22 protein-coding genes are annotated in these 23,701 nt (G+C 68.8%); 15 read left to right on the forward strand and 7 right to left on the reverse strand.

The genetic code is table 11. The features are described 5' to 3' along the window. The first annotated feature begins 78 nt into the window (after window positions 1-78). Window positions 79-1,302 (forward strand): winged helix DNA-binding domain-containing protein, encoded by a 1,224-nt coding sequence (locus tag ABXJ52_RS29575; protein WP_367046018.1) that lies wholly within the window; start codon window positions 79-81, stop codon window positions 1,300-1,302. Window positions 1,303-1,336: 34 nt separating this feature from the next. Here ABXJ52_RS29575 and ABXJ52_RS29580 read toward each other — a convergent pair whose 3' ends face one another. Next, on the reverse strand, window positions 1,337-1,984 hold the full coding sequence (locus tag ABXJ52_RS29580) for a LysE family translocator (RefSeq protein WP_367049364.1): 648 nt from the start codon (window positions 1,982-1,984) through the stop codon (window positions 1,337-1,339). Between the two features lie 342 nt (window positions 1,985-2,326). On the opposite strand from ABXJ52_RS29580, the gene ABXJ52_RS29585 reads away from it, so the two are divergent. After that, a complete protein-coding gene (locus tag ABXJ52_RS29585; RefSeq protein WP_367046020.1) occupies window positions 2,327-4,018 on the forward strand; it encodes an AMP-binding protein in 1,692 nt (563 codons plus the stop codon). 220 nt (window positions 4,019-4,238) lie between these two features. Continuing rightward, window positions 4,239-5,840: an AMP-binding protein gene (locus ABXJ52_RS29590; RefSeq protein WP_367049366.1), complete on the forward strand. Its 1,602-nt coding sequence runs from the start codon at window positions 4,239-4,241 to the stop codon at window positions 5,838-5,840. Here ABXJ52_RS29590 and ABXJ52_RS29595 read toward each other — a convergent pair. Then, a complete protein-coding gene (locus tag ABXJ52_RS29595; RefSeq protein WP_367046022.1) occupies window positions 5,818-6,366 on the reverse strand; it encodes a GNAT family N-acetyltransferase in 549 nt (182 codons plus the stop codon). The two genes, ABXJ52_RS29590 and ABXJ52_RS29595, sit on opposite strands and share 23 nt — an antisense overlap. A gap of 45 nt (window positions 6,367-6,411) precedes the next feature. Next, window positions 6,412-6,765, reverse strand: coding sequence for a hypothetical protein (locus ABXJ52_RS29600; protein ID WP_367046024.1), 354 nt, complete (start codon window positions 6,763-6,765; stop codon window positions 6,412-6,414). A gap of 106 nt (window positions 6,766-6,871) precedes the next feature. Here ABXJ52_RS29600 and ABXJ52_RS29605 point away from each other — a divergent pair, with 106 nt between their 5' ends. Beyond that, a complete protein-coding gene (locus ABXJ52_RS29605) occupies window positions 6,872-7,102 on the forward strand; it encodes a hypothetical protein (protein ID WP_367046026.1) in 231 nt (76 codons plus the stop codon). Between the two features lie 169 nt (window positions 7,103-7,271). On the opposite strand, the gene ABXJ52_RS29610 is transcribed toward ABXJ52_RS29605, so the two are convergent. Next, complete coding sequence (locus ABXJ52_RS29610; RefSeq protein WP_367046028.1) at window positions 7,272-7,472, reverse strand: hypothetical protein; 201 nt, start codon at window positions 7,470-7,472, stop codon at window positions 7,272-7,274. Between the two features lie 437 nt (window positions 7,473-7,909). Between ABXJ52_RS29610 and gcl the strand changes: the two genes are divergently transcribed. Both gcl and ABXJ52_RS29620 read left to right on the forward strand, forming a co-directional pair. Next, window positions 7,910-9,697, forward strand: a complete 1,788-nt coding sequence (gcl, locus tag ABXJ52_RS29615) for a glyoxylate carboligase (protein ID WP_367046030.1) — start codon at window positions 7,910-7,912, stop codon at window positions 9,695-9,697. Between the two features lie 67 nt (window positions 9,698-9,764). After that, on the forward strand, window positions 9,765-10,343 hold the full coding sequence (locus ABXJ52_RS29620) for a YdeI/OmpD-associated family protein (protein WP_367046032.1): 579 nt from the start codon (window positions 9,765-9,767) through the stop codon (window positions 10,341-10,343). 537 nt (window positions 10,344-10,880) lie between these two features. On the opposite strand, the gene ABXJ52_RS29625 is transcribed toward ABXJ52_RS29620, so the two are convergent. The 3 genes from ABXJ52_RS29625 to ABXJ52_RS29635 all read right to left on the reverse strand — a co-directional run bounded on the left by ABXJ52_RS29625 (window position 10,881) and on the right by ABXJ52_RS29635 (window position 14,361). Beyond that, entirely contained in the window at window positions 10,881-12,347 is a 1,467-nt protein-coding gene (locus ABXJ52_RS29625; protein WP_367046034.1) for a catalase, read from the reverse strand. Window positions 12,348-12,551: 204 nt separating this feature from the next. Continuing rightward, window positions 12,552-13,442 carry a 2-hydroxy-3-oxopropionate reductase gene (locus ABXJ52_RS29630; protein ID WP_367046036.1) on the reverse strand — a complete coding sequence of 297 codons (891 nt, stop codon included), beginning with the start codon at window positions 13,440-13,442 and terminating at the stop codon, window positions 12,552-12,554. Between the two features lie 91 nt (window positions 13,443-13,533). Further along, the gene (locus ABXJ52_RS29635) at window positions 13,534-14,361 is read right to left on the reverse strand and encodes a TIM barrel protein (protein WP_367046038.1); all 828 of its coding nucleotides are present in this window, start codon (window positions 14,359-14,361) and stop codon (window positions 13,534-13,536) included. Window positions 14,362-14,496: 135 nt separating this feature from the next. Between ABXJ52_RS29635 and ABXJ52_RS29640 the strand changes: the two genes are divergently transcribed. The 9 genes from ABXJ52_RS29640 to ABXJ52_RS29680 all read left to right on the forward strand — a co-directional run bounded on the left by ABXJ52_RS29640 (window position 14,497) and on the right by ABXJ52_RS29680 (window position 23,399). Next, window positions 14,497-14,757 carry a hypothetical protein gene (locus tag ABXJ52_RS29640; RefSeq protein ID WP_363209683.1) on the forward strand — a complete coding sequence of 87 codons (261 nt, stop codon included), beginning with the start codon at window positions 14,497-14,499 and terminating at the stop codon, window positions 14,755-14,757. Continuing rightward, on the forward strand, window positions 14,754-15,122 hold the full coding sequence (locus tag ABXJ52_RS29645; protein ID WP_367046040.1) for a helix-turn-helix domain-containing protein: 369 nt from the start codon (window positions 14,754-14,756) through the stop codon (window positions 15,120-15,122). The genes ABXJ52_RS29640 and ABXJ52_RS29645 overlap by 4 nt, the downstream gene beginning before the upstream one ends. Window positions 15,123-15,288: 166 nt before the next feature. Continuing rightward, the gene (gene uraD / locus ABXJ52_RS29650; protein WP_367046042.1) at window positions 15,289-15,801 is read left to right on the forward strand and encodes a 2-oxo-4-hydroxy-4-carboxy-5-ureidoimidazoline decarboxylase; all 513 of its coding nucleotides are present in this window, start codon (window positions 15,289-15,291) and stop codon (window positions 15,799-15,801) included. Continuing rightward, window positions 15,801-16,190, forward strand: coding sequence for a hydroxyisourate hydrolase (gene uraH, locus ABXJ52_RS29655; protein ID WP_367046044.1), 390 nt, complete (start codon window positions 15,801-15,803; stop codon window positions 16,188-16,190). Before uraD ends, uraH begins: the two co-directional genes overlap by 1 nt. 5 nt (window positions 16,191-16,195) lie before the next feature. Then, window positions 16,196-17,119: a factor-independent urate hydroxylase gene (gene pucL, locus ABXJ52_RS29660; protein WP_367046046.1), complete on the forward strand. Its 924-nt coding sequence runs from the start codon at window positions 16,196-16,198 to the stop codon at window positions 17,117-17,119. 67 nt (window positions 17,120-17,186) lie between these two features. Next, window positions 17,187-18,599, forward strand: a complete 1,413-nt coding sequence (locus tag ABXJ52_RS29665) for a nucleobase:cation symporter-2 family protein (protein WP_367046048.1) — start codon at window positions 17,187-17,189, stop codon at window positions 18,597-18,599. 48 nt (window positions 18,600-18,647) lie between these two features. Continuing rightward, window positions 18,648-20,036, forward strand: coding sequence for an 8-oxoguanine deaminase (locus ABXJ52_RS29670; RefSeq protein WP_367046050.1), 1,389 nt, complete (start codon window positions 18,648-18,650; stop codon window positions 20,034-20,036). A gap of 434 nt (window positions 20,037-20,470) precedes the next feature. Further along, window positions 20,471-21,847: a nucleobase:cation symporter-2 family protein gene (locus ABXJ52_RS29675; protein ID WP_367049368.1), complete on the forward strand. Its 1,377-nt coding sequence runs from the start codon at window positions 20,471-20,473 to the stop codon at window positions 21,845-21,847. Between the two features lie 136 nt (window positions 21,848-21,983). Beyond that, entirely contained in the window at window positions 21,984-23,399 is a 1,416-nt protein-coding gene (locus tag ABXJ52_RS29680; protein WP_367046052.1) for a nucleobase:cation symporter-2 family protein, read from the forward strand. The last annotated feature ends 302 nt before the right edge of the window (window positions 23,400-23,701 follow it).

Consider the following 23,701-nt stretch of genomic DNA (forward strand, 5'->3'; position numbering starts at 1 on the left):
CCGGGCACGTCGTACGTCGGGTACGCCGCGCCGGACTTGCGACCGCAGGTGTCCGCCGGCCCGGCTAGCGTGCCGAGCATGACGAAGACGCCGAGTACGCCGAGCACGCCGAAGACCCCGAAGTCTGCGGGCCCTCAGTCGAAGCCGCCCCGCGCGCAAGCCGACCGGCACACCGCCCCCGTACTGAGTACTCGCGCCCTCAACCGCGCCACCCTCGACCGCCAACTCCTCCTGCGTCGCTCGGCCGACCTCTCCGTCGAGGGCGCCGTCAGTCACCTCGTCGGCCTCCAGGCGCAGAACGTGAAGCCGCCCTACTTCGCCCTCGCCGCGCGGCTGGCGGAGTTCGATCCCGAGGACCTCTCCGCGCTTCTGGCCGCCCGCGATCTCGTACGCATCGTCACGATGCGCTCCACCATCCACCTGCACACCGCCGACGACGCCCTCGCTCTGCGCCCGCTGGTGCAGGCCGCGCGCGACCGTGAGCTGCACGCCTTCCGCAAGGGGCTGACCGGCGTCGACCTGGGGGAGCTCGCCTCGCTCGCCCGCGCGGCCGTCGAGGAGGAGCCCCGGACCATGAAGCAGCTGCGGGAGATCCTGCTGCTCCGCTGGCCCGACGCCGACCCGCAGTCGCTCGCCGTCGCCGCCCGCTGTTCGCTTCCGCTGGTCCAGGTCACCCCGCGCGGCCTGTGGCGGCGCAGCGGACAGGTCGCTCTCACCACCGCCGAGCACTGGCTCGGCCGCCCGAGCGAGCCGGTGCCCGCCCCCGACGCCACCGTCCTGCGCTACCTCGCCGCGTTCGGGCCCGCCTCCGTCAAGGACATGCAGACCTGGGCCGGTCTGACGCGGCTGCGGGAGGCCTTCGAGCGGCTGCGGCCCCAGCTGTGTACGTACCGTGACGAGAACGGCGTCGAGCTCTTCGACCTCCCCGACGCGCCCCGCCCCGACGCGGACACCCCGGCTCCGGCACGCTTCCTGCCCGAGTTCGACAACCTCCTCCTGTCGCACGCGGACCGCACCAGGATCGTGCCGGCCGACTACAAGGGCCGTACCTGGAAAGGGAACTTCGCCTACAGCACCCTCCTGGTCGACGGTTTCCTGGCGGGCGTGTGGCGCATCGAGGAGGGTGCGGGAGCGGGAGCGGGAGCAACCAAAGAGTCCGCCGTCCTCACCATCGAGCCGTTCGGAACCTTGACCAGAACCCAAAGGCGCGAACTTGCCGAGGAGGCAGACCAGTTGTTGAGCGGGCCGATGAACCAGGCAGCCACGTACGACATCCGCTTCGGCACGGTCATCGAGCACTGAGCCGCACTGCGAGGGGCACGGAACGGCCAAGGCCTCAGTCCGCACGTCCCGTCGCCGCGACCGTCACGCCGAGCCCGATCATCGTCACGCCCCCGGCCCCGCCGATCAGCGAAAGGCGCCGCTCCGAGCGCGCGAACCAGGTGCGCGCCGCGGACGCCGTCAGACCCCACAGCGTGTCCGTGACCAGCCCGATGCTGATCGGGACGAGACCGAGGAGCAGCATCTGCGCGGGCAGATGCCCCGCCGAGTGGTCGACGAACTGAGGCAGCACCGCCGCGAAGAACACGATGCCCTTCGGGTTCGTCACGCCGACGAGCGCGCCATCCAGGACCGTACGCAGATCAGTGCGTGCCTCGCCGGGGGAGGCAGCCCCCATGGACTGGGCCCGCATCTCCTTGCGGTGCCGGAAGGCCTGCACACCGAGGAAGATCAGATAGGCGGCTCCGGCCAGCTTCACCGCCATGAACACGGCGGCCGAACGCTCGACGAGCGATCCGACGCCGAACGCGACCGCGACGACGAGGACGTACGACCCGAAGACGTTGCCGATGGCCGTCGCCAGGGCGGTGCGCCTGCCATGGGCCAGGGCCCGGCCGATCACGAACAGGACGCTCGGCCCCGGGATCACGATCACCAGCAAGGACATCGCCGCGAAAGCGAGAAGCCGGTCGGTGGCCACCATGCCCATCATCCCCTCCAGAGCCCATTCAGCCGTTCGTACAGCCGTGTTCGGCCACCACTCCTGCAGCAGCCATCCGCCGGCCATGCAGCAGACCATTCAACCCGACGCTCCCGGCAGTGCGCCCAACAGCGCGCCCGGCAGCGCTCCACCGTCGCTCGCTCGGTGTCGTGAGTCTCGTCGTCACTTCGTGAGACGAGACTGGCGTTGTGGCCGCCGAACCACGCCGATTCGGCGATCATGCTCGGGCAGAAGAGAGCAGGGCAGGGCAGGGCAGGGCAGGGCAGGGTGACGCATCGGTCGGGAGGCCGGTGCGGGAGATGCGAGAAGGGTGGTCGGTGGCTCATGACGGACAAGGGCGTGACGGAGGAGTTCCGCGCGGCGAGGGACTTCCTGCTGCGGCATCGCGAGGACTACGACGCCGCGTACGAAGGGTTCAGCTGGCCCCGGTTCGAGCGGTTCAACTGGGCGCTCGACTGGTTCGACGTGATCGCCGACGGTAATGACCGCCCGGCCCTCCACATCACCGAGGAGGGTGGGGGCGAACAGCGCTTCAGCTACGCCGAGTTGGCGGCACGCTCGAACCAGGTGGCCAACTGGCTGCGCGAGCAGGGCGTCACGGCCGGCGACCGGATTCTGGTGATGCTCGGCAACCAGGTGGAGCTGTGGGAGACCGCGCTCGCCGCGATGAAGTTGCGCGCCGTGATGATTCCGGCCACCCCACTGCTCGGGACAGTCGACCTGCGGGACCGGATCGAGCGGGGCAGGGCGCGGCATGTGATCACGCGAGGGGAGGACGTAGGGAAGTTCGAGGGCGTTCCCGGCGCGTATACAAGGATCGTGGTCGGGGAGGGCTCCGGCTCCCCGAGCGCGGGATGGCTGGCGTACGCGGACACGGCATCGGCTGCTGAAGACTTCGAGCCGGACGGCCCCACGGAGGCCGACGACCCGCTGATGCTGTACTTCACCTCGGGCACGACCTCGCAACCGAAGCTGGTGGAGCACACCCATGTGTCGTACCCCGTCGGGCACTTGGCCACGATGTACTGGATCGGGCTGAAGCCCGGCGACGTACACCTCAACATCTCGTCACCCGGCTGGGCCAAGCACGCCTGGTCGAACCTCTTCGCCCCCTGGAACGCGGAGGCGACGGTCTTCATCTACAACTACACGCGCTTCGACGCCGGCAGTCTGATGGCGGAGATGGACCGGGTGGGCGTCACCAGCTTCTGCGCCCCGCCCACGGTGTGGCGGATGCTGATCCAGGCAGATCTGGGTCAACTGCGTACGCCACCAAGGGAGGTCGTGGCGGCCGGAGAGCCGTTGAACCCCGAGGTGATCGAGGCGGTGAACCGCGCCTGGGGCGTGACGATCCGGGACGGCTTCGGCCAGACGGAGACCGCCGTCCAGGTGTCCAACTCCCCGGCCCAGCGCCTGACCCCCGGCTCGATGGGCCGTCCGAGCCCCGGCTACCGCGTCACGCTCCTTGACCCGGTCACCGGCGCACCGGGAGCGGCGGAGGGCGAGATCTCCCTCGGCCTGGTGGCGAGGCCCGTCGGCCTGATGACCGGCTACCACGGCGACGCGGAGCGCACGGCCGAGGCGATGGCGGACGGCTACTACCCCACGGGCGACATCGGCTCGCTCGACGCCGACGGGTATCTCACCTATGTCGGCCGTAGTGATGACGTCTTCAAGTCCTCCGACTACAAGGTGTCCCCCTTTGAGCTGGAGAGCGCCCTGCTGGAGCACGAGGCGGTGGTCGAGGCCGCGGTGGTCCCCGCACCGGACGAGCTGCGGCTCGCGGTGCCGAAGGCGTACGTCGTGCTGGCGAAGGGCTGGGCGCCGGGCGAGGAGACGGCAGAGGCGATCTTCGCGTACACGCGATCGGTGCTGGCCCCCTACAAGCGCCTGAGGCGTATCGAGTTCACCGAGGAGCTCCCCAAGACCATCTCCGGCAAGATCCGGCGGGTCGATCTCCGGGACCGTACGGCATCGGGGGCGGTGGACGAGTGGCTGGAGCGGGGCAGGAGTTGAACACGCCGACGCGGCTTCACGCAGGCATCCGTTCGAGGGTCGACGCAGCGAGGGTCGACGCAGCGTTGACCCCCACGTCACACTTGACGCCGTGCTTCACAAGGGAGGGGCTGCGGTGGATGGACTGAGCGAGACGGCTGAACAGGGCGAGACGGCCGGACCGGGCGAGACGGCTGGCCCGGGCGAGGCGGCTGGACCGGGGGAGAAGGCTGGACCCGGCATGCTCTCCTACACCCACGGCGTCAGTTCGACGCCGCTGCTCGGGGACACCGTCGGGCGCAATCTCGACCGGGCCGTCGAGGCCTGGCCCGAGCGGGACGCGTTGGTGGACGTGGCGGCGGGGACGCGCTGGTCGTACGCCGAATTCGGCTCCGCCGTCGCGCAGTTGGCCCGGGGCTTCATGGGGGTCGGGGTCGCCAAGGGGGATCGCGTCGGTATCTGGGCGGTGAACTGCGCCGACTGGGTTCTCGTGCAGTACGCCACCGCGCGGATCGGCGCGATCATGGTGAACATCAATCCTGCTTATCGCGCCCACGAGTTGGAGTTTGTGCTCAAGCAGGCCGGGGTGACGGTGCTGGTCGCCTCGCAGGCGTACAAGTCGAGCGACTACCGGGCGTTGGTGGATCAGGTGCGGCCCGGCTGTCCCGAGCTGAGGTCCGTGTACTACATCGAGGACGGCTCCTGGGATGAGCTGCTCGATGCCGCGGCGGTGGTGACCGACGCCGAACTGGGTGCTCGTGAAGCCACGTTGAGTTGTGACGACCCCGTCAACATCCAGTACACCTCGGGCACCACCGGCTTCCCGAAGGGGGCGACGCTCTCCCACCACAACATCCTCAACAACGGTTACTGGGTGGGCCGGACGATCGGTTACACGGAACAGGACCGGGTGTGCCTGCCCGTGCCCTTCTATCACTGCTTCGGGATGGTGATGGGCAATCTGGGCGCCACGTCCCATGGTGCCTGCATCGTCATCCCCGCACCGTCCTTCGACCCCGCCGCCACGCTGCGGGCGGTGGAGCGCGAGCGCTGTACGTCGCTGTACGGGGTGCCGACGATGTTCATCGCCGAGCTGAACCTCCCCGACTTCGCCTCGTACGACCTGAGTTCGCTGCGCACGGGCATCATGGCGGGCTCGCCCTGCCCGGTCGAGGTGATGAAGCGGGTGGTCGCCGAGATGCACATGGAGGAGGTGTCCATCTGTTACGGCATGACGGAGACGTCCCCGGTCTCGACGCAGACGCGGCGCACGGACGACCTGGAGCGGCGGACCGGCACCGTGGGCCGTGTGCTGCCGCACATCGAGGTGAAGGTGGTCGATCCGGTCAGCGGAGTGACGCTGCCGCGTGGCGCATCCGGCGAGCTGTGCACGCGGGGCTACAGCGTGATGCTCGGCTACTGGAACGAGCCCTCGCGCACCACGGAAGTGATCGACGCCGGGCGCTGGATGCACACCGGCGACCTGGCGGTCATGCGGGACGACGGTTACGTCCAGATCGTCGGCCGCATCAAGGACATGATCATCCGGGGTGGCGAGAACATCTACCCGCGGGAGATCGAGGAGTTTCTGTACGGCCATCCGAAGATCGCCGATGTTCAGGTGGTGGGTGTCCCCGACGAGCGCTACGGGGAGGTTCCGCTGGCCTGCGTGATCCTGCGGGACCCGGCGGATCCGCTGACCCTGGAGGAGCTGCGGGGCTTCTGCCAGGGGCAGTTGGCGCACTACAAGATCCCCGCCGGACTGCGGCTCCTGGAGAGCTTCCCCATGACGGTGTCCGGGAAGGTACGGAAGATCGAACTCAGGGAGCGGTACGGGGCGTAGTCCCGGCCGGGGTGAGATCGCGGCGCATGGTCACGCGCGGCCAGCGGTCGAGGCCGAGCTCGGCCTCGTGGGCGCGGATCTTCCGCAGCCCCGGGGTGAGTTCGGCCTCGCCGAGCACGCGGAAGCCGATGCGGGCGTAGTACGGAGCGTTCCAGGGGACGTCCGCGAAGGTGGTCAGGGTGAGGGCTTCCCTGCCCTCCTCGCGGGCACGGTCGGCGGCGTGCTCGATCAGGGCTTGTCCGATGCGGCGGCGCGCCGCTCGGGGGTGCACGGTGATCTGCTCGATGTGCTCCGCGGTGTCCACGGGTTCGCTGATGAGGTACGCCAGGGGTGCGAGGTCGGTGCCGTCCGCCTCGGTCGCCACCCAGGCCCGGCCTGCCCTGCGGAAGCTTTCGAGGGTCTCGATGCCGGGGGGCTCGTCATCGGCGATCGGCGCCATGTCCAGGGCGCGGAAGAGTTCGCCTGCGGCGCGCTCGATGTCCTGGAGTGCGGGGAGCTCGGCTGTCGTGGCGGGGCGGATGAGCATCTGTCGAGTATGCCGTCGGCCCGCCCACCGCCCACCGCTCACCGCTCACCCCGCGGCCACCAACTCGTCCGCCGCGCCGTTCACCGGCTGCGGGGTTCCCGCCAGGTCGATGACGAACAAGGGGATGGCCAGGGTGTCCGCCCGGGCGCGGGCGGGTTCCTCGTAGCCCGCCAGGGAGAAGCAGACGCAGGTGACGGCGTCGGACATCGCGCTGAGCCATACGCACTCCACGTCACGCAGTGACGTCGGCTGCACGGACGGTTCGATCAGGGCGAGCACGCCCCGCGCCGACACCCGCACCCCGGAAGGCGCCCGCTTGACCGCTCCCCGGATGTCCCCGTACCCGAGCCACCGCAGATACAGCCCCGCCACCGTCACCGCGTCCCGCGCCGTACGCACCGGCACCGGCTTGAAAGCGGGCCGGGGCGTCGGGGCGGTCCGGGGGAGCGAGATGTGCGCCGGGGGGAGGGGAGGGCGGGCCGGAGCGGTGGGAGAGGAGGACGCGGTGGGAGGAGAGGAGGGAGCGTCCGAAGGCGCCTGTACGGCCCGCACCGGAATGCGCAGCACCGCCCCGCACGCGCAGCCCAGCTCGGGCTGCGGCCACTGGTCCCTGCGTCCGCACATCCTGCACCGCACGGTCACCCACTCGTCCGCCCACGTCCGGTCCGTCACCGGCGTCACCGTCGCGCCGCGCGCCACCGGCACCGCCACGGGGGCGCCGCACGCGCAGGGGTAGGACGGCGGGGCGTACACATGATCGCGCCGGCAGACCGGGCACCGTACCGGGACGCCGCTCTCCGTCATCACCCTCACCCGTCACCGCTCACCGGTTCGTGCTGTCCATTCTCCCCCAAGTGGGTTGGCGGTGGGGGGTAGTTGAGCCAAGAACAGCGTGCCCGCCAGGGTCAGTGGACGCACTCCGCGGGGAGCCAGGGCAGCGTCCCATGTGTCCCGGCGTCGGTCAGCCCGGCGACCTGGCGGCGCGGCACCGCACCGAGCGCCCGGACCTCGCGGGCGGAGCACCTGCGGAACCCCTGGTCGCGGGCGAGGGTGGCACGCCCCCCGGCAGGGCGGCCGCGCGTCCCGTCCCATCGTGTCCGTCGCATCCGCCCAGTCCGCCCAGTCCGTCGTGCGCCGGGAGCGCGGGAGCCGTCCGAGAGTTCCGAAACCCCCCTGCCCGAGCAGAGGCCCGGCCGTCCAGCGGCCGTCCAGCGGTCGTACTGCCGCCGTACCGCCGTGGGCTCTGCCCGGCAGGCGACGCCTCTGGTGGGTCGGCCACGGTCGAGTCCCGAGGGTGTGGCCCCCACGGTGTGGCCCGAATTCGCCCGCTGGGAAGCCCCCTTCGCGCTGCCCGGTTCCCGGACATCTCTTGACTGTCCGCGCCGCGCCCCCCTACATTGCTTCCATATAGCAGAACATAATTTCCACAATGCGGAAACAGAAGCTCACCGCGGGGCGCGACGGGAGCCGGATCCGCCAGCCGTATCCGTCAGCCGCATAGCTGATGAAGCTGTCGAAGCTGTTGTCGAAGCAGGAGAACCCCATGGCCCGTATGACCGCTGTCCGCGCGGCAGTCGAGATCCTCAAGCGCGAGGGCGTCACCAACGCGTTCGGTGTGCCCGGCGCCGCGATCAACCCCTTCTACAAGGCGCTCCAGGAGGGCGGTGGCATCGACCACACCCTCGCCCGGCACGTCGAGGGCGCCTCGCACATGGCCGAGGGCTACACCCGCGCCAACCCCGGCAACATCGGCGTCTGCATCGGTACGTCGGGCCCGGCGGGCACCGACATGATCACCGGCCTGTACTCCGCGACCGGTGACTCGATCCCGATCCTCTGCATCACGGGCCAGGCGCCGACGCACCTGCTCCACAAGGAGGACTTCCAGGCCGTCGACATCGCGACGATCGCCAAGCCGGTCACCAAGATGGCCGTCACGGTCCTGGAGGCCGCGCAGGTCCCCGGCATCTTCCAGCAGGCGTTCCACCTGATGCGCTCGGGCCGCCCGGGTCCGGTCCTCATCGACCTGCCGATCGACGTCCAGCAGACCGAGATCGAGTTCGACATCGACACGTACGAGCCGCTGCCGGTCTACAAGCCGACCGCGACACGCGCGCAGATCGAGAAGGCCATCACCTACCTGGTCGAGTCCGAGCGTCCGCTGATCGTCGCCGGCGGCGGCATCATCAACGCCGACGCCTCCGACCTCCTGGTCGAGTTCGCCGAGATCACCAACACCCCGGTCGTCCCGACCCTGATGGGCTGGGGCACCATCCCCGACGACCACGACCTGAACGCGGGCATGGTCGGCCAGCAGACCGGCCACCGCTACGGCAACGCCACGTTCCTGGAGTCGGACTTCGTCCTCGGCATCGGCAACCGCTGGGCCAACCGTCACACCGGCTACAAGCTGGACGTCTACACCCAGGGCCGTAAGTTCGTCCACGTCGACATCGAGCCGACCCAGATCGGCAAGATCTTCGCCCCGGACTACGGGATCGCCTCCGACGCCAAGGTCGCTCTCGAACTCTTCGTCGAGGTCGCCAAGGAGCTCAAGGCCGCCGGCAAGCTCCCCGACCGTTCCGCGTGGGTCGCGTCCCACCTGGAGCGCAAGGAGACCCTCCAGCGCCGGACGCACTTCGACAACATCCCCATGAAGCCGCAGCGCGTCTACGAGGAGATGAACAAGGCCTTCGGCCCGGACACGCGCTACGTCACCACCATCGGCCTCTCGCAGATCGCGGGCGCGCAGATGCTGCACGTCTACAAGCCGCGCCACTGGATCAACTGCGGCCAGGCGGGCCCCCTCGGCTGGACCATCCCGGCCGCCCTGGGCGTTGCCACCGCGGACCGCGACACCCCGGTCGTCGCGCTCTCCGGTGACTACGACTTCCAGTTCATGATCGAGGAGCTGGCGGTCGGCGCGCAGCACCGCATCCCGTACGTCCACGTCCTGGTGAACAACGCCTACCTGGGCCTGATCCGCCAGGCGCAGATCGGCCTGGACATCAACTTCCAGGTCAACCTGGAATTCGAGAACCAGAACAGCCCTGAGCTGGGCGTCTACGGCGTCGACCACGTCAAGGTCGCCGAGGGCCTGGGCTGCAAGGCCATCCGCGTCACGGACCCGAACGAGCTGGGCGAGGCCTTCGAGAAGGCCAAGAAGCTGGCCCAGGAGCACCAGGTCCCGGTCGTCGTCGAGGCGATCCTGGAGCGCATCACGAACATCTCCATGAGCCCCACGGCCGACATCAGCGCGGTCAAGGAGTTCGAGGAACTCGCCACAGAGCCGGGCCACGCGCCCACGGCCATCAGGCCGCTGAAGGTCTGACGCGGCGCTGATCACTGACAGGGGCGGTCCACCCGTGGGGGGTGGGCCGTCCCTTTAGTGTGTGCGGATGGAATCGCTTGAGGGCCTGCACGTCATGACCTGTGCGGACGCCGCGGAGCTGGACGCCTGGCTGGCCGCGCACCACGGCACCGCACCGGGCCTGTGGCTGATGGTCGCCAAGACGGCCTCGGGCGTGCCCTCGGTGACGGCGGGGGAGATCATCGACACGGCACTCTGCCACGGCTGGATCGACGGCCAGCGCAGGTCGTACGACGACGTGTACTACCTCCAGAAGATCACCCGGCGCCGGCCGCGCGGCCTCTGGTCGAAGGTGAACGTCCAGAAGGTGGAGGCCCTGACGGCCGCGGGACGCATGCGCGAGGCGGGCCTGGCAGAGGTGGCGGCGGCCAAGGCGGACGGGCGCTGGGCGGCCGCCTACGAGTCGCAGCGCAACGCCACGGTCCCCGACGACCTGGCGGCGGCGCTCGCGGCGACCCCGGCGGCTCGCAGGACGTTCGAGGCCCTGGGCAAGTCGGACCAGTACGTGGTGTTGCACAGGCTGATGACGGCGAAGACCCCCGCGACGCGTGCCGCCCGCCTGGAGCGGATGGTCGCGAAGCTCGCTTCGGGCGAGAAGGTGAGCTAGGCAGGCTGCTGTCTGCGGGGTGCGTCGTGGTTGCTCGCGCAGTTTCCCGCGCCCCTGGCGGGGCTGCCGGTGGGCGCCCCTTTAGGGGCGCGGGGAACTGCGCGACCAGCCCCCACCCACCCGCAGACAAAGAAGAGCGGCGAGCACGGGACCGTCCGTACTCGCCGCTCTGGCTCTGCTGAAATGCCGTACTGCCATGTGAAGTTGTAGCCGCCCGACCGCGCGCGACTGGCGGAACATGCATACGCGCTGCCGGACGGAGTCATGGGGGCCCAGGGGCCAAGAGCTCCAGGCCAAGGCCCAGGGGCCAGAAAACGGCTGGGACCGCGGCGGCTGCGAATGGCTCTGCGGGTTCCTCTTCCCTCAGGTCGAGAAGGGGATCGCAAGGCCTTTACCACCGCACTGGCTCGCATGGCCGCCGCGGTCCTCGTCCGGCCCGGTCCACCACGGGACCACCCCTCATCCGGGTCCGTGATGGCGCGGGCACAGCACCGGTGAGCTGACCTCCCGTCAGATCACCGGTGCAGCTCGGGAGTTCTAGTCCTCGCGCAGGGCGCGGACAGCCTCCTCCACGCGCTTGCCGTAGTCGGCGTCGGCGGCGTGGAAGTGGGCCAGGTTCTTCTCGATGACGTCGTCACGGGTGACCTGCGAGAGGCCGCCCGCGATGTTCGCCACCAGGCGCGCCTGCTCCTCGGCCGACATCAGGCGGTACAGCTCGCCGGCCTGGAAGAAGTGGTCGTCCTTGGTGTGCAGCGGAGCCTCGTGCGTGCCCGTGTGGCCCTGGATCGCCAGCGGGGCGGAGAGCGGCTGACCGGTCTCGGCCGGGCCGTCGTACGAGTTGGGCTCGTAGTTCTTGCGGTCACGGCCGTACGCGTTGGCCGCCATCAGGCCGTCACGGCCGTAGTTGTCGGCCTTGCCGCCGAGGACGGCCTTCGGCGCGTTCACCGGGAGCAGGGTGTGGTTGACGCCGAGGCGGTAGCGGTGCGCGTCCGCGTAGGCGAACAGGCGGCCCTGGAGCATCTTGTCGGGGGAGGGGCCGATACCCGGAACGAAGTTGTTCGGGGAGAAGGCGGCCTGCTCGACCTCGGCGAAGACGTTGTCGGGGTTGCGGTCGAGGACCAGACGGCCCACGCGCTGCAGCGGGTAGTCGCTGTGCGGCCACACCTTCGTCAGGTCGAAGGGGTTGAAGCGGTAGTCCGCCGCGTCCGCCGCCGGCATGATCTGCACGTGCAGCGTCCAGGACGGGTTCACGCCGCGCTCGATGGCCTGGAGGAGGTCCGTCTGGTGCGAGTTGGCGTCCTTGCCCGCGAGCTCGGCGGCCTGATCCGACGAAAGGCTGCGTACGCCCTGGTTCGTCTTGAAGTGGTACTTCACGAAGAAGGCCTCGCCCGCCTCGTTCGTCCACTGGTAGGTGTGCGAGCCGTAGCCGTTCATGTGGCGGTACGACGCGGGGATGCCGCGGTCACCCATCAGCCACGTCACCTGGTGCGTCGCCTCGGGGGAGTGCGCCCAGAAGTCCCAGACGTTGTCCGGCTCCTGCTTGCCCGTGAAGGGGTCGCGCTTCTGGGAGTGGATGAAGTCGGGGAACTTGATCGGGTCCTTGATGAAGAACACCGGGGTGTTGTTGCCGACGAGGTCGTAGTTGCCCTCTTCGGTGTAGAACTTCAGCGCGAAGCCGCGCGGGTCACGGACCGCGTCCGCGCCGCCGAGGCTGTCCGCCACCGTGGAGAAGCGCAGGAACGTCTCGGTGCGCTTGCCGATGGCGCTGAGGAAGTCGGCGGAGGTGTAGGCGGTGACGTCGTCGGTCACCTCGAAGTAGCCGTAGGCACCGGAACCCCGCGCGTGCACCACACGCTCCGGGATGCGCTCGCGGTTGAAGCGGGCGAGCTTCTCGAGGAGGTGCTGGTCCTGGAGGAGAAGCGGGCCACCGACGCCGGCGGTGGCTGAGTTCTGATTGTCGGCGACGGGAGCGCCGGACTCGGTCGTGAGCACACGCTTCGACATGGTGGCGGGATTGACCTTCCGTACGGACTACTGAAACTGCTGAAGTGACGTGAGCGTAAGTACGCCTGAACAGCTACGTCAACAGTTTGTTGAAGTTGAGGTTAGGGTTCCGGGCCGCGGCGACGCCTGGGCGCGACAGGACAGGTGTCAGCGCCGCCACGGCCCGGAAGTTGAGGGAGCTCTCGCGAAAACCCTTGGGGCTGCTTAGAGCTCGGCGCCCGAGAGGCGCTCCACGCCGCGCAGCAGCGCGGAGTGGTCGAGGCCGCCGTCACCCTGCGTGCGCAGCGAGGCGACCAGCTGGGCGACCACGGCGCCGACCGGGAGCGAGGCACCGACATTGCGGGCGGCGTCGGTGACGATGCCCATGTCCTTGTGGTGCAGGTCGATCCGGAAACCGGGCTTGAAGTCGCGCTTGAGGAAGTTGTCCTTCTTGCGGGTCAGGACGGTCGAGCCCGCAAGCCCCCCGTTCAGGACGTCGAGGGCGGCGGTCAGGTCCACCCCGGACTTCTCCAGGAAGACGACGGCCTCGGCGCACGCCTGGATGTTCACGGCGACGATGAGCTGGTTGGCGGCCTTCACGGTCTGACCCGAGCCGTGCGGACCGCACAGCACGATGGTCTTGCCGAGGGCGTCCAGGAGCGGCTTGGCCTCGTCGAAGTCGGCCTGCTCGCCGCCGACCATGATGGAGAGCACGGCCTCGATGGCACCGGCCTCGCCACCCGACACGGGGGCGTCGAGGACGCGGATGCCCTTGTCCTTGGCGGCCTTGGCCAGGTCCACGGAGGTCTGCGGGGTGATCGACGACATGTCGACGATCAGCGCGCCCGACTTCGCATTCTCCAGGATGCCGTCCGCACCGTATGCGATGGCCTCGACCTGCGGCGACGCGGGCACCATCGTGACGATGACGTCGGCGTCCTTGACGGCCTCGGCGATGGACTTGGCGACGGTGCCGCCGGCCGCGGCGAGGCGGTCCAGCTTGTCCTGCTCAAGGGTGAAGCCGGTGACGGAGTAACCAGCCTTGATCAGGTTCTCGGACATGGGGGAGCCCATGATGCCGAGTCCGATCCACGCGATCTTGGGAAGGTTGCTCATGAGGGAGCCTCTCTAAAACTCTTCTACTTCAACGAATCGGGTGCTGGGTGCCGAGTGGGCGGGTGGGAGACACCCGCCGCGAAGCGGCGGACTAGCCGGCGGCCGGCAGCCAGCCGAAGGCCTCGGCGCTGGGCCGGTCGCCCGGCTTGTACTCCAGGCCGACCCAGCCCTCGTATCCGGCCTTCTGGAGCTGGTCCAGCAGCTCTTCCAGAGGCAGCGACCCCGTCCCGGGGGCCCCACGGCCAGGGTTGTCGGCGATCTGCACGTGCGCGGTCTGGGCGACGTAACGATCGATGACGGCCGGGAGGTCCTCACCGTTCATGGACAGGTGGTACAGGTCCATGAGGAACTTGGCGTTGCCGAGCCCGGTGGCGGAGTTCACCTTGTCGATCACGGCGATCGCCGCGTCCGCGCTCACGATCGGGCAGCGCGGCGACTCCGGCTTGTTCAGGGCCTCGATCAGCAGCACCGCACCCACGCGGTCGGCCTCACGGGCCGCCAACGCCAGGTTCTCCAGGGCGAGTTCGTCCTGAACGGCGGGGTCGACACCCTCCACCCGGTTGCCGTAGAGCGCGTTGAGCGCCTTGCAGCCGAGGGACTCGGCGAAGTCCGCCGCCACCGAGAGGTTCGCGCGGAACTTCTCGCTCTCCTCGCCCGGAATCGACAGGGCGCCGCGGTCCGGTCCCGGCAGCTGTCCCGCGTAGAAGTTCAGGCCCACCAGCTGTACGCCGGCGTCCGTGATCGCGGCCCGGAGGGCGTCGAGCTCGGACTGCTCGGGGGTGGGGGCGTCGACCCAGGGCCACCACAGCTCGACCGCCGTGAAGCCCGCCGCGGCGGCAGCCGCGGGGCGCTCCAGGAGCGGGAGTTCCGTGAAGAGGATCGACAGGTTCACATTGAAGCGCTGGTCGGAGTATCCCATGGGGCTTCCGCGCTCCTTCCGTATAGCGGAAGTTAATTTCTGTCTGATGGAAGATTGCCGTCGAGGATCCGCCCTTGTCAAGAGGGGGCTGCCGGAAAATCACCACGCGGCAGCAGTCGGCAGTAGGTTGTGCGCGTGCGATTGAGAGTGGAGTTCACGACCGAACCCTTCGACCTGGACGAGGCGCCCGCCCATGCGGTGGTGGCCCGGGACGTCATCCAGGGGGCCGAGCTCGACGCCGTGGACGTCGGCCCCTTCGGCAATACCGCGGAGGGCGGCGCGGACGAGGTCCTGACCGCCGTCGACGCGCTGCTGCGCAAGGCCCTGGAGGCGGGTGCCACGCGCGTCTCGCTCCAGGTGAACGTGCTCGGAGAATCGGGGGAGGCCGTCGAATGACCGGTGCCAGAGACGACCACGGCCCCTTCGTGGCCGCCGTCAAGCCGCTCGTGGACGCCATGGGCGGCGAGATCGTGCCCCCCGACGAGGCGGGCACCGACGACGTCGTCCTCGCCTGGGAGGGCGAGGACGTGGTCGCCGTACGCCTTCCACAGCTCGCGGACTCCCTCGACCACATCCTGCTCGCCCTGGAGCGCAAGCGCGGGATGCCCCTGTCGGACCTCGACCGCAAGGCCAAGCAGGAGGTCGTACGGATACTCGAGGCGCGAGGCGCCTTCGCCGTGCGGCACGGGGTGGAGACGGTCGCCGGCGCGCTCGGCGTATCGCGCTTCACCGTTTACAACTACCTCAACCGTTCCACCTGACCTCGCGAACCTCCCAGGTCAGAGCGGTTTGGAAGGCCGCCGTCCGTTAACCGGACGGCGGCTTTTGTTTCTCGAAGTTTTCAACAAAGTGTTGACGTGGTGTTTCGGCTGGCGTTAGCTATCCGCAGCCCGTCCAGCACAAGGCCGTAAGGCCACGGAGGCACCCGTGACTTCGAGCTCGACGCCGGGCCTTGCCCGGTTCAACGCCTTGCAGGAGAGTGCGGCCACCGCCGCTCTCCACGAGGCATGCGCCTCATCGGCCTGGGGAAGCAAACTGCTCTCCCAGCGCCCATTCCCCACCGTCGAAGCCCTCTTCGCCGCCAGCGACGCCGCCATGGCCGAGCTGAGCGCCGAGGATCTGGCCGAGGCGATGGCCGGGCACCCGCCGATCGGCCGCCCGAAGCCCGGGGACCCCACGTCGTCGCGTGAACAGCGCGGCATGGCGGGGGCCTCCGAGGAACTCAAGGCCGAGATGCTCGAACTGAACCTGGCCTACCAGGACCGGTTCGGACATGTCTTTCTGATCTGCGCCACCGGGGCGACCGGCGAGCAGATGCGTGACGCGATGAAGGCACGGATCGGCAACACGGCCGAGGCGGAGCGCGAGATCGTGCGCACCGAACTCGGGAAGATCAACCGAATCCGTCTCACCCGTCTCGTAGAAGAGGACAAGGACTGATGAGCACTGACACCACCGCCTCGGTGTCCACGCACATCCTGGACACCAGCGTCGGACGCCCCGCCGAGGGCGTCGCCATCTCGCTCACCGCCCGCAGCGGCCGTGACGCCGAGTGGGTGGCGCTCGGCGGTTCCGCGACCGACGCGGACGGGCGCTGCAAGGACCTTCCGGCCCTGCCGGAGGGGACCACACACGTACGACTCGACTTCGAGGTCGAGGCGTACTTCGACAAGAAGCAAGCCGAGGCGCAGCAGGACGCCCCCCGCGTAAGGGACAGCGGTGCGTTCTTCCCGGAGGTGGCGATCACTTTCGCCGTCACACCGGGCGAGCACTACCACGTACCGCTGCTGCTCAACCCGTTCGGCTACTCCGTTTACCGAGGGAGCTAGCAGACATGCCCACGATTCTCGGCCAGAACCAGTACGGCAAAGCAGAGAACCGCGTCGTCAAGATCACGCGGGACGGCGACACCCACCACATCAAGGACCTGAACGTCTCGGTCGCCCTCTCCGGCGACATGGACGACGTCCACTACTCCGGCTCGAACGCCAACGTCCTGCCGACCGACACCACCAAGAACACGGTGTTCGCGTTCGCCAAGGAGCACGGCATCGAGTCCGCCGAGCAGTTCGGCATCCACCTCGCCCGTCACTTCGTGACGACGCAGGAGCCGATCCACCGCGCTCGGATCCGGATCGAGGAGTACTCCTGGGAGCGCATCGCGACCTCGGACAACAACTCCAAGTTCATCGGCTCGGACGAGGTCAACCACTCCTTCGCCCGCAAGGGCCAGGAGCTGCGCACCAGCCAGATCACCTTCGACGGTGAGAACTGGGAGATCATCTCCGGGCTCAAGGACCTCACGGTCATGAACTCCACCAACTCGGAGTTCTGGGGCTACGTCAAGGACAAGTACACGACGCTGAAGGAGGCGTACGACCGCATCCTGTGCACCGACGTGTCGGCCGCCTGGCGTTACAACTGGACCAGCGACGCGGACCGGATGCCCAACTGGGAGAAGTCGTACGAGCAGGCCAAGAAGCACATCCTGCAGGCCTTCGCCGAGACGTACTCCCTCTCGCTGCAGCAGACCCTCTACCAAATGGGTTCGCGCGTCATCAACAGCCGGAGCGAGATCGACGAGATCCGCTTCTCGCTGCCGAACAACCACCACTTCCTGGTGGACCTCGAGCCCTTCGGGCTGAAGAACGACAACGAGGTCTACTTCGCGGCGGACCGTCCCTACGGCCTGATCGAGGCCACGGTTCTCAGGGACGGGGTCCAGCCGAAGATCCCGGTCGACATGACCAACCTCTGATACGGGACGCGCGCCCCCGTCCGTCCGCAGCGGACGGGGGCGCGCCACACCGGAGGGAACAGCAGCAATGGCACAGCCTGCAAAGGGGCCGGCGAAAGGCCCGTGTTCCACCCCATCGGACATAGCTGACAGCGAGTCAAATCCCGACTGTCATCCGGTGGATGAGAAGCTCCACCCCTCGCGGCTCGTCCCCGCCGCGCTCCAGCACATCGCCGCCATGTACGCGGGCGTCGTCACTCCGCCGCTGATCATCGGCCAGGCCTGTGGCCTGGACACCGTGGCCCAGACCCGGCTCATCGCGGCGGGCCTCCTTATCGCAGGACTCGCCACCATCCTCCAGACGCTCGGCGTCAAGGGATTCGTCGGCAACCGGCTCCCCTTCGTCAACGCCGCCTCGTCGGCGGGCATCGCGCCCATCCTCGCCATCGCCGAGACCAACGCCAAAGGCGCACAACTCCCGGCCATCTATGGCGCGGTGATGGTCGCGGGCGTCTTCTGCCTCGCCATCGGCCCGTTCTTCGGCAGACTGCTGCGCTTCTTCCCGCCGCTGGTCACCGGCGTCGTCATCACCCTCATCGGCGTCACGCTGATGCCCGTGCCCGTGAAGTGGGCGCAGGGCGGGGACGACACCGACCCGACGTTCGGCGACATGAAGTACCTGGCGCTCGCCGCCTTCACCCTCGTCGTGATCCTGCTCTTCCAGCGCTTCGGACGCGGCTTCCTCAAGCAAGTCGCCCTGCTGGCAGGCATGTTCATCGGAACGCTGGCCGCGATCCCCTTCGGGATGGCCGACTTCACGTCCGTGCAGACGGCCCCGCTCGCCGCCCTGCCGACGCCGTTCGCCGCCGGCGCCCCCACCTTCCAGCCCGCCGCGATCCTCTCGCTCTGCATCGTGATGCTGGTCCTGATGACCGAGTCGGCGGCCGGCATGCTCGCCCTCGGCGAGATCTGCGAGCGCGAGACGAACGGCAAGACCATCACGCGCGGCCTGCGCACCGACGGCATCGCGACGCTCGTCGGCCCCGTCTTCGGCGGCTTCCCGACCTCCGCCTTCGCGCAGAACGTCGGCGTCGTCTCGCTGACCCGCGTCCGCAGCCGCTACGTCGTGGCCGTCGCCGGTGGCGCGCTCATCGTGCTCGGGGCCTTCCCGGTGCTGGGAGCGGTCGTCAACGTGGTTCCCATGCCGGTACTCGGCGGCGCGGGCATCGTCCTGTTCGGCTCCATCGCCGTGAGCGGCATCCGCACGCTCTCCGAGGCCGGCCTCGACGACAGCTCCAACATCATCCTGGTGGCCGTGGCGCTCGGAGCGGGCATCATCCCGCTCGCCGCGCCCACCTTCTACGCCGAATTCCCGGCCTGGGCGCAGACCGTCCTCGGCTCCGGAATCAGTGCGGGAGCGCTGGCAGCGGTCCTGCTCAACCTGTTCTTCAACCATCTCGGCACCCGTGGCCCCGCGGCCGCGGCACTCAAATCTTCCTAGGGTCATGCCGTGCCCACATCGCCACTCACCACAGAAGGAAGAAGCACCATGGCAGCACCGGCAGACCTGCAGCGCATCGTCATCGAGAACTGCGCGATCGCGACCGTCGACGCGAACGACACCGAGTACGCGTCGGGATACGTCGTCGTCGCGGGCAACAAGATTGAGTCCATCGGCGCGGGCAAGGCTCCCGAGGGCCTCGCCAACGTCGTACGCCGTGTGGACGGGACCGGTCACCTGGTGACCCCCGGCCTGGTCAACACCCACCACCACTTCTACCAGTGGATCACCCGCGGCCTCGCCACCGACCACAACCTGTTCCAGTGGCTGACGGCGCTCTACCCGACCTGGGCCCGCATCGACGAGCAGATGGTGAAGGCCGCGGCCCAGGGTTCGCTCGGCATGATGGCCCGCGGCGGTGTCACCACCGCGATGGACCACCACTACGTCTTCCCGAAGAACTCGGGCGACCTGTCCGGCGCCATCATCGGCGCCGCGAGCGACATGGGTGTGCGCTTCACCCTCGCCCGCGGCTCCATGGACCGCAGCGAGAAGGACGGCGGCCTGCCGCCGGACTTCGCCGTCGAGACCCTTGAGGGCGCGCTCGCCGCGACCGCCGAGACCGTCGACAAGCACCACGATGCCTCCTTCGACGCGATGACCCAGGTCGCCGTCGCCCCCTGCTCCCCGTTCTCGGTCTCGACCGAACTCATGAAGCAGGGCGCGGAGTTGGCGCGCGCCAAGGGTGTACGTCTGCACACCCACGGCAGCGAGACGGTCGAGGAGGAGAAGTTCTGCCACGAGCTCTTCGGCATGGGCCCGACCGACTACTTCGAGTCGACCGGCTGGCTCGGTGACGACGTGTGGATGGCGCACTGCGTCCACATGAACGACTCCGACATCGCCGCGTTCGCCCGCACCGGCACGGGTGTCGCGCACTGCCCCTCCTCCAACGCGCGCCTCGCGGCAGGCATCGCCCGCGTACCGGACATGCTGAAGGCGGGCGTCCCCGTCGGCCTCGGTGTCGACGGCACCGCGTCCAACGAGTCCGGCGAGCTCCACACCGAGCTGCGCAACGCGCTGCTCATCAACCGCCTCGGCGCCCACCGCGAAGCCGCCCTGAACGCACGTCAGGCGCTGCGCCTCGGCACCTTCGGCGGTGCCCAGGTCCTGGGCCGCTCCACGCAGATCGGGTCGCTCGAGCCGGGCAAGCTCGCCGACCTGGTCCTCTGGAAGATCGACGGTATCGGGCACTCCTCGATCGCCGACCCGGTGACCGCCATCGTCTTCGGCGCGGCGGCCCCGGTCACGCTCTCCCTCGTCAACGGCCGCCCGATCGTCGAGAACGATCGTCTGCTGCACGTCGACGAGGACGCCATCGCCCGCTCCACGCGGGAGGAGGCGCAGCGCCTCGCGCGGATCGCCGCCGGGAGCTGAACACCTGGAACTCCGGTCAGGGGGGACGGCCCCTGACCGGACTTGAGCAGCCGAGCGGGCTGCTCAAGTGCCGCCCCGGAACGTGGCCCAAAGCTTCACGTTCCCGGGGCGGTCAGTACTACCTGGGCGCACCACCCACCGGTTTCGCCGGTACTTCTCAGCACCACTTCTCAGCACTACTTCTCGGCACCACCCACAACTTCATACCGAGCAAGCCCTTGCACCACGCACCACCTCCCAGAAGCGAAAAGTGCCGGCAGAGCCGCCCGTACTGGAAAACAACCGGAGGAGCCACAGTGGCCACTCAGCCCAGGTTCACCAAGCAAGGCACCACCCCAGGCACCACTCCAGACCCATCCGATGTCGACGGCGAGAGCGCCATAGCCGGCGAAAGTGCCGTCCACCCCGTCGACCAGAAGCTCCCGCCGCTCAAGATGGCGACGACCGGTCTCCAGCACGTGGCGGCCATGTACGCGGGTGTCGTCGCCCCGCCGCTCATCGTGGGCGCGGCGATAGGCCTCTCCGCGAAGGAACTCACCTTCCTGACCGGAGCCTGTCTGTTCACGGCAGGACTGGCCACCTTCCTCCAGACGCTCGGCATCTGGAAGATCGGCGCCCGTCTGCCCTTCGTCAACGGCGTCACCTTCGCGGGTGTCGCCCCGATGATCGCGGTCGTCGAATCGACCGACAACAAGGACGACGCGCTCCCGATCATCTTCGGTGCGGTGATCGTCGCGGGCGTACTCGGCTTCATCGCGGCGCCGTTCTTCTCGAAGCTCGTCCGCTTCTTCCCGCCGGTGGTGACCGGCACGGTCATCACGCTCATCGGCATCTCGCTGATGCCGGTCGCCTTCGGCTGGGCGCAGGGGCCGGTTCCGGGCGCGGATGACTACGGCTCGATGAAGAACCTGGGCCTGGCGGGCATCACCTTGGTGATCGTTCTGCTCCTTCGCCGCTTCACCACCGGCTTCGTCAAGCAGATCGCCGTGCTCCTCGGCCTCATCGTCGGCACGGTCATCGCGATCCCGTTCGGGGTCACGGACTTCAGCCCGGTCGGCGACGCGGACATCGTCGGCTTCCCGACTCCGTTCCACTTCGGCGCCCCGCAGTTCGCGGCGGCGGCGATCGTCTCCCTGTGCGTGGTGATGGTCGTCTCCATGACCGAGTCCACCGCCGACATGCTGGCGCTCGGCGAGATCGTCGACCGCCCCGCCGACGAGAAGACCATCGCGGCCGGCCTGCGCGCGGACTGCCTCGGTTCGGCGGTCAGCCCGCTCTTCAACGGCTTCATGTGCAGCGCGTTCGCGCAGAACATCGGCCTGGTCGCGATGACGAAGATCCGCAGCCGGTACGTCGTCGCCGTGGGCGGCGGCTTCCTGGTCCTGATGGGCCTGTGCCCGATGGCGGCCTCGCTGATCGCGGTCGTACCGCGGCCGGTGCTCGGTGGCGCGGGTGTCGTCCTGTTCGGATCGGTCGCGGCGAGCGGCATCCAGACGCTGGTCAAGGCGAACCTGGAGCGCGACAACAACGTCCTGATCGTGGCCGTCTCGCTGGCCGTCGGCCTCATCCCGATCGCGGCGCCGGAGTTCTACCACGCGTTCCCGGAGACCGCGAAGATCATCCTCGACTCGGGCATCTCCACGGGCTGTGTCGCGGCGGTGCTGTTGAACCTGGTCTTCAACCACATCGGCAAGCGGGGCGAGGACGACGACGTGACCAATCCGATGGAGCCTGGGGGAGAGATCGCTGAGCAGAGGGTCCACGAGGAGCGCGAGGTGCACAAGGGGTCTTCCCCGGCGGGGGCCCACTGACGTAACGTGCGTGACGCCGCCCGTATGGCGGAAGTTACTTTCCAGTCGGAGTTGTGGTCGGCTCCGCCGCGCGCCTCGTGGACTCCCGCGCGGCGGGGTCGACTTCCGGCGTCACGCACACGGAAGAAGCGCCACCATGAGTTCTCAGCACAGCCCTGGCGAGAAGGCGGCGGCGGTCGGCGCAGCCGACCCCACCGACGCGGCCCCCGAAGTTCATCCGGTCGACGAGATCCTGCCGCCGGGCCGGATGCTCGTCGCAAGCCTCCAGCACGTCGCCTCCATGTACGCCGGCGCGGTCTCGGTCCCGCTCGTCGTGGCCGTCGCCGCCAAGATGTCGCCGGGGGACACGGCCGTACTCATGGGCGGCAGCCTCCTGATGGCGGGCATCGCGACGCTGCTCCAAACCCTGGGCATAGGCAACTTCATCGGTTCGAAGCTGCCGTTCGTGAACGGCGTCTCGTTCGCGGGCGTCGGCGTGATGCTGACGATCATCACGACCCAGGGCGGCGTCGAGGCGGGGATGCCGGTCGTCTTCGGGGCGATCATCGTGTCGAGCATCTTCGGCTTCCTGGTGAGTTCGTACTTTTCGCGACTGGTCCGCTTCTTCCCGCCGGTGGTGACGGGATCGGTCATCACCTTGATCGGCGTCTCGCTGATCCCCGTCGCGTACGACTGGATCGTGGACGATTCGGCCACGGGCACGCCGGAGCCGGGCAGCATCGGCCTCGCGGGTGCGACGGTCCTGGTCATGCTGTTGCTCCAGCGCTTCACGCGGGGGTTCCTCAAGCAGATCAGCATGCTCTTCGCGATGATCTTCGGAACGCTGCTCGCGATCCCGATGGGCCTCGCCGACTTCTCCAAGCTGGACGACGCCGCGCTGGTCGGCATCCCCTCGCCACTCCACTTCGGAGCACCGGAGTTCAACATCCCGGCCATCATCTCGATGTGCGTGGTGATGCTGGTGATCCTGACGGAGTCGACGGCGGACATGATCGCCCTGGGCAAGATCGTCGACAGGGATGTGGACGAGAAGACGATCGCGCGCGGCCTGCGCGCCGACGCGCTCGGCTCGGCTCTCAGCCCTCTCTTCAACGCCTTCCACGCGAGCGCGTTCGCGCAGAACATCGGCCTGGTCGTCATCTCCAAGGTGCGCAGCCGGTTCGTGGTGGCGCTGAGCGGAGCAATTCTGGTCCTGATCGGCCTGAGCCCGGCCGCTGCGAGGCTGATCTCCGTGGTTCCGATGCCGGTCCTCGCCGCGGTCAGCCTCTTCCTCTTCGGCTCCATCGCGGTCAGCGGCATCCAGACACTGCTCCAGGCGGACCTGCATCGGGGCGACAACGCCCTGATCGTGGTGGTCACCCTCGGCGCGGGCTTGGCCCCGGCACTCTCGGACGGCTTCTACGACGCGTTCCCGGCCTGGGCGCAGATTGTTCTGGGGTCGGGGATTTCTACGGGGTGTTTGTTGGCGGTGGCGCTGAACTTGGTGTTCAACCATCTGGGGAGTGGGGCGAGTTCGAGTCCTGCCGAACCGGAGCCTGCGGTCACGCACTGAGCCCAGCGGTGCGGCTCGGCTCGGGCGGTGCGCGGGAATCCGACATCACCCTCGCCGCGCCACGTCCGTGTCGCATACGTGCCGGACCAGGGCTGTACGGCCCTGCTGAACTCGGCGGCATGCCCGCACCCGCCACGAAGCACCCGACCCACCGCCGGCCTGATGACGACCCTGCCCGGCATCCTCGCGGCGTCGCCGCACCGGTTGTCGGCGGTGGCCGTGATGGCTGGGGCGGGGACGAATCCTGTTTCGGGCAGCGTCGAAAGTTCTTCCTCCGGCGCCGGGCGACCGGCAGCGTTGTC

Origin of the sequence: Streptomyces sp. Je 1-332, assembly GCF_040730185.1 — a bacterium.
Classification (GTDB): domain Bacteria; phylum Actinomycetota; class Actinomycetes; order Streptomycetales; family Streptomycetaceae; genus Streptomyces.

What these genes read in the sequence shown, in the direction of transcription:
- ABXJ52_RS29575 (WP_367046018.1), top strand. Translation starts at nt 79, where the DNA reads ATGACGAAGACGCCGAGTACGCCGAGCACGCCGAAGACCCCGAAGTCT.
- ABXJ52_RS29580 (WP_367049364.1), bottom strand. Translation starts at nt 1,984, where the DNA reads ATGGTGGCCACCGACCGGCTTCTCGCTTTCGCGGCGATGTCCTTGCTG.
- ABXJ52_RS29585 (WP_367046020.1), top strand. Translation starts at nt 2,327, where the DNA reads ATGACGGACAAGGGCGTGACGGAGGAGTTCCGCGCGGCGAGGGACTTC.
- ABXJ52_RS29590 (WP_367049366.1), top strand. Translation starts at nt 4,239, where the DNA reads ATGCTCTCCTACACCCACGGCGTCAGTTCGACGCCGCTGCTCGGGGAC.
- ABXJ52_RS29595 (WP_367046022.1), bottom strand. Translation starts at nt 6,366, where the DNA reads ATGCTCATCCGCCCCGCCACGACAGCCGAGCTCCCCGCACTCCAGGAC.
- ABXJ52_RS29610 (WP_367046028.1), bottom strand. Translation starts at nt 7,472, where the DNA reads ATGCGACGGACACGATGGGACGGGACGCGCGGCCGCCCTGCCGGGGGG.
- gcl (WP_367046030.1), top strand. Translation starts at nt 7,910, where the DNA reads ATGGCCCGTATGACCGCTGTCCGCGCGGCAGTCGAGATCCTCAAGCGC.
- ABXJ52_RS29620 (WP_367046032.1), top strand. Translation starts at nt 9,765, where the DNA reads ATGGAATCGCTTGAGGGCCTGCACGTCATGACCTGTGCGGACGCCGCG.
- ABXJ52_RS29625 (WP_367046034.1), bottom strand. Translation starts at nt 12,347, where the DNA reads ATGTCGAAGCGTGTGCTCACGACCGAGTCCGGCGCTCCCGTCGCCGAC.
- ABXJ52_RS29630 (WP_367046036.1), bottom strand. Translation starts at nt 13,442, where the DNA reads ATGAGCAACCTTCCCAAGATCGCGTGGATCGGACTCGGCATCATGGGC.
- ABXJ52_RS29635 (WP_367046038.1), bottom strand. Translation starts at nt 14,361, where the DNA reads ATGGGATACTCCGACCAGCGCTTCAATGTGAACCTGTCGATCCTCTTC.
- ABXJ52_RS29645 (WP_367046040.1), top strand. Translation starts at nt 14,754, where the DNA reads ATGACCGGTGCCAGAGACGACCACGGCCCCTTCGTGGCCGCCGTCAAG.
- uraH (WP_367046044.1), top strand. Translation starts at nt 15,801, where the DNA reads ATGAGCACTGACACCACCGCCTCGGTGTCCACGCACATCCTGGACACC.
- pucL (WP_367046046.1), top strand. Translation starts at nt 16,196, where the DNA reads ATGCCCACGATTCTCGGCCAGAACCAGTACGGCAAAGCAGAGAACCGC.
- ABXJ52_RS29665 (WP_367046048.1), top strand. Translation starts at nt 17,187, where the DNA reads ATGGCACAGCCTGCAAAGGGGCCGGCGAAAGGCCCGTGTTCCACCCCA.
- ABXJ52_RS29670 (WP_367046050.1), top strand. Translation starts at nt 18,648, where the DNA reads ATGGCAGCACCGGCAGACCTGCAGCGCATCGTCATCGAGAACTGCGCG.
- ABXJ52_RS29675 (WP_367049368.1), top strand. Translation starts at nt 20,471, where the DNA reads ATGGCGACGACCGGTCTCCAGCACGTGGCGGCCATGTACGCGGGTGTC.
- ABXJ52_RS29680 (WP_367046052.1), top strand. Translation starts at nt 21,984, where the DNA reads ATGAGTTCTCAGCACAGCCCTGGCGAGAAGGCGGCGGCGGTCGGCGCA.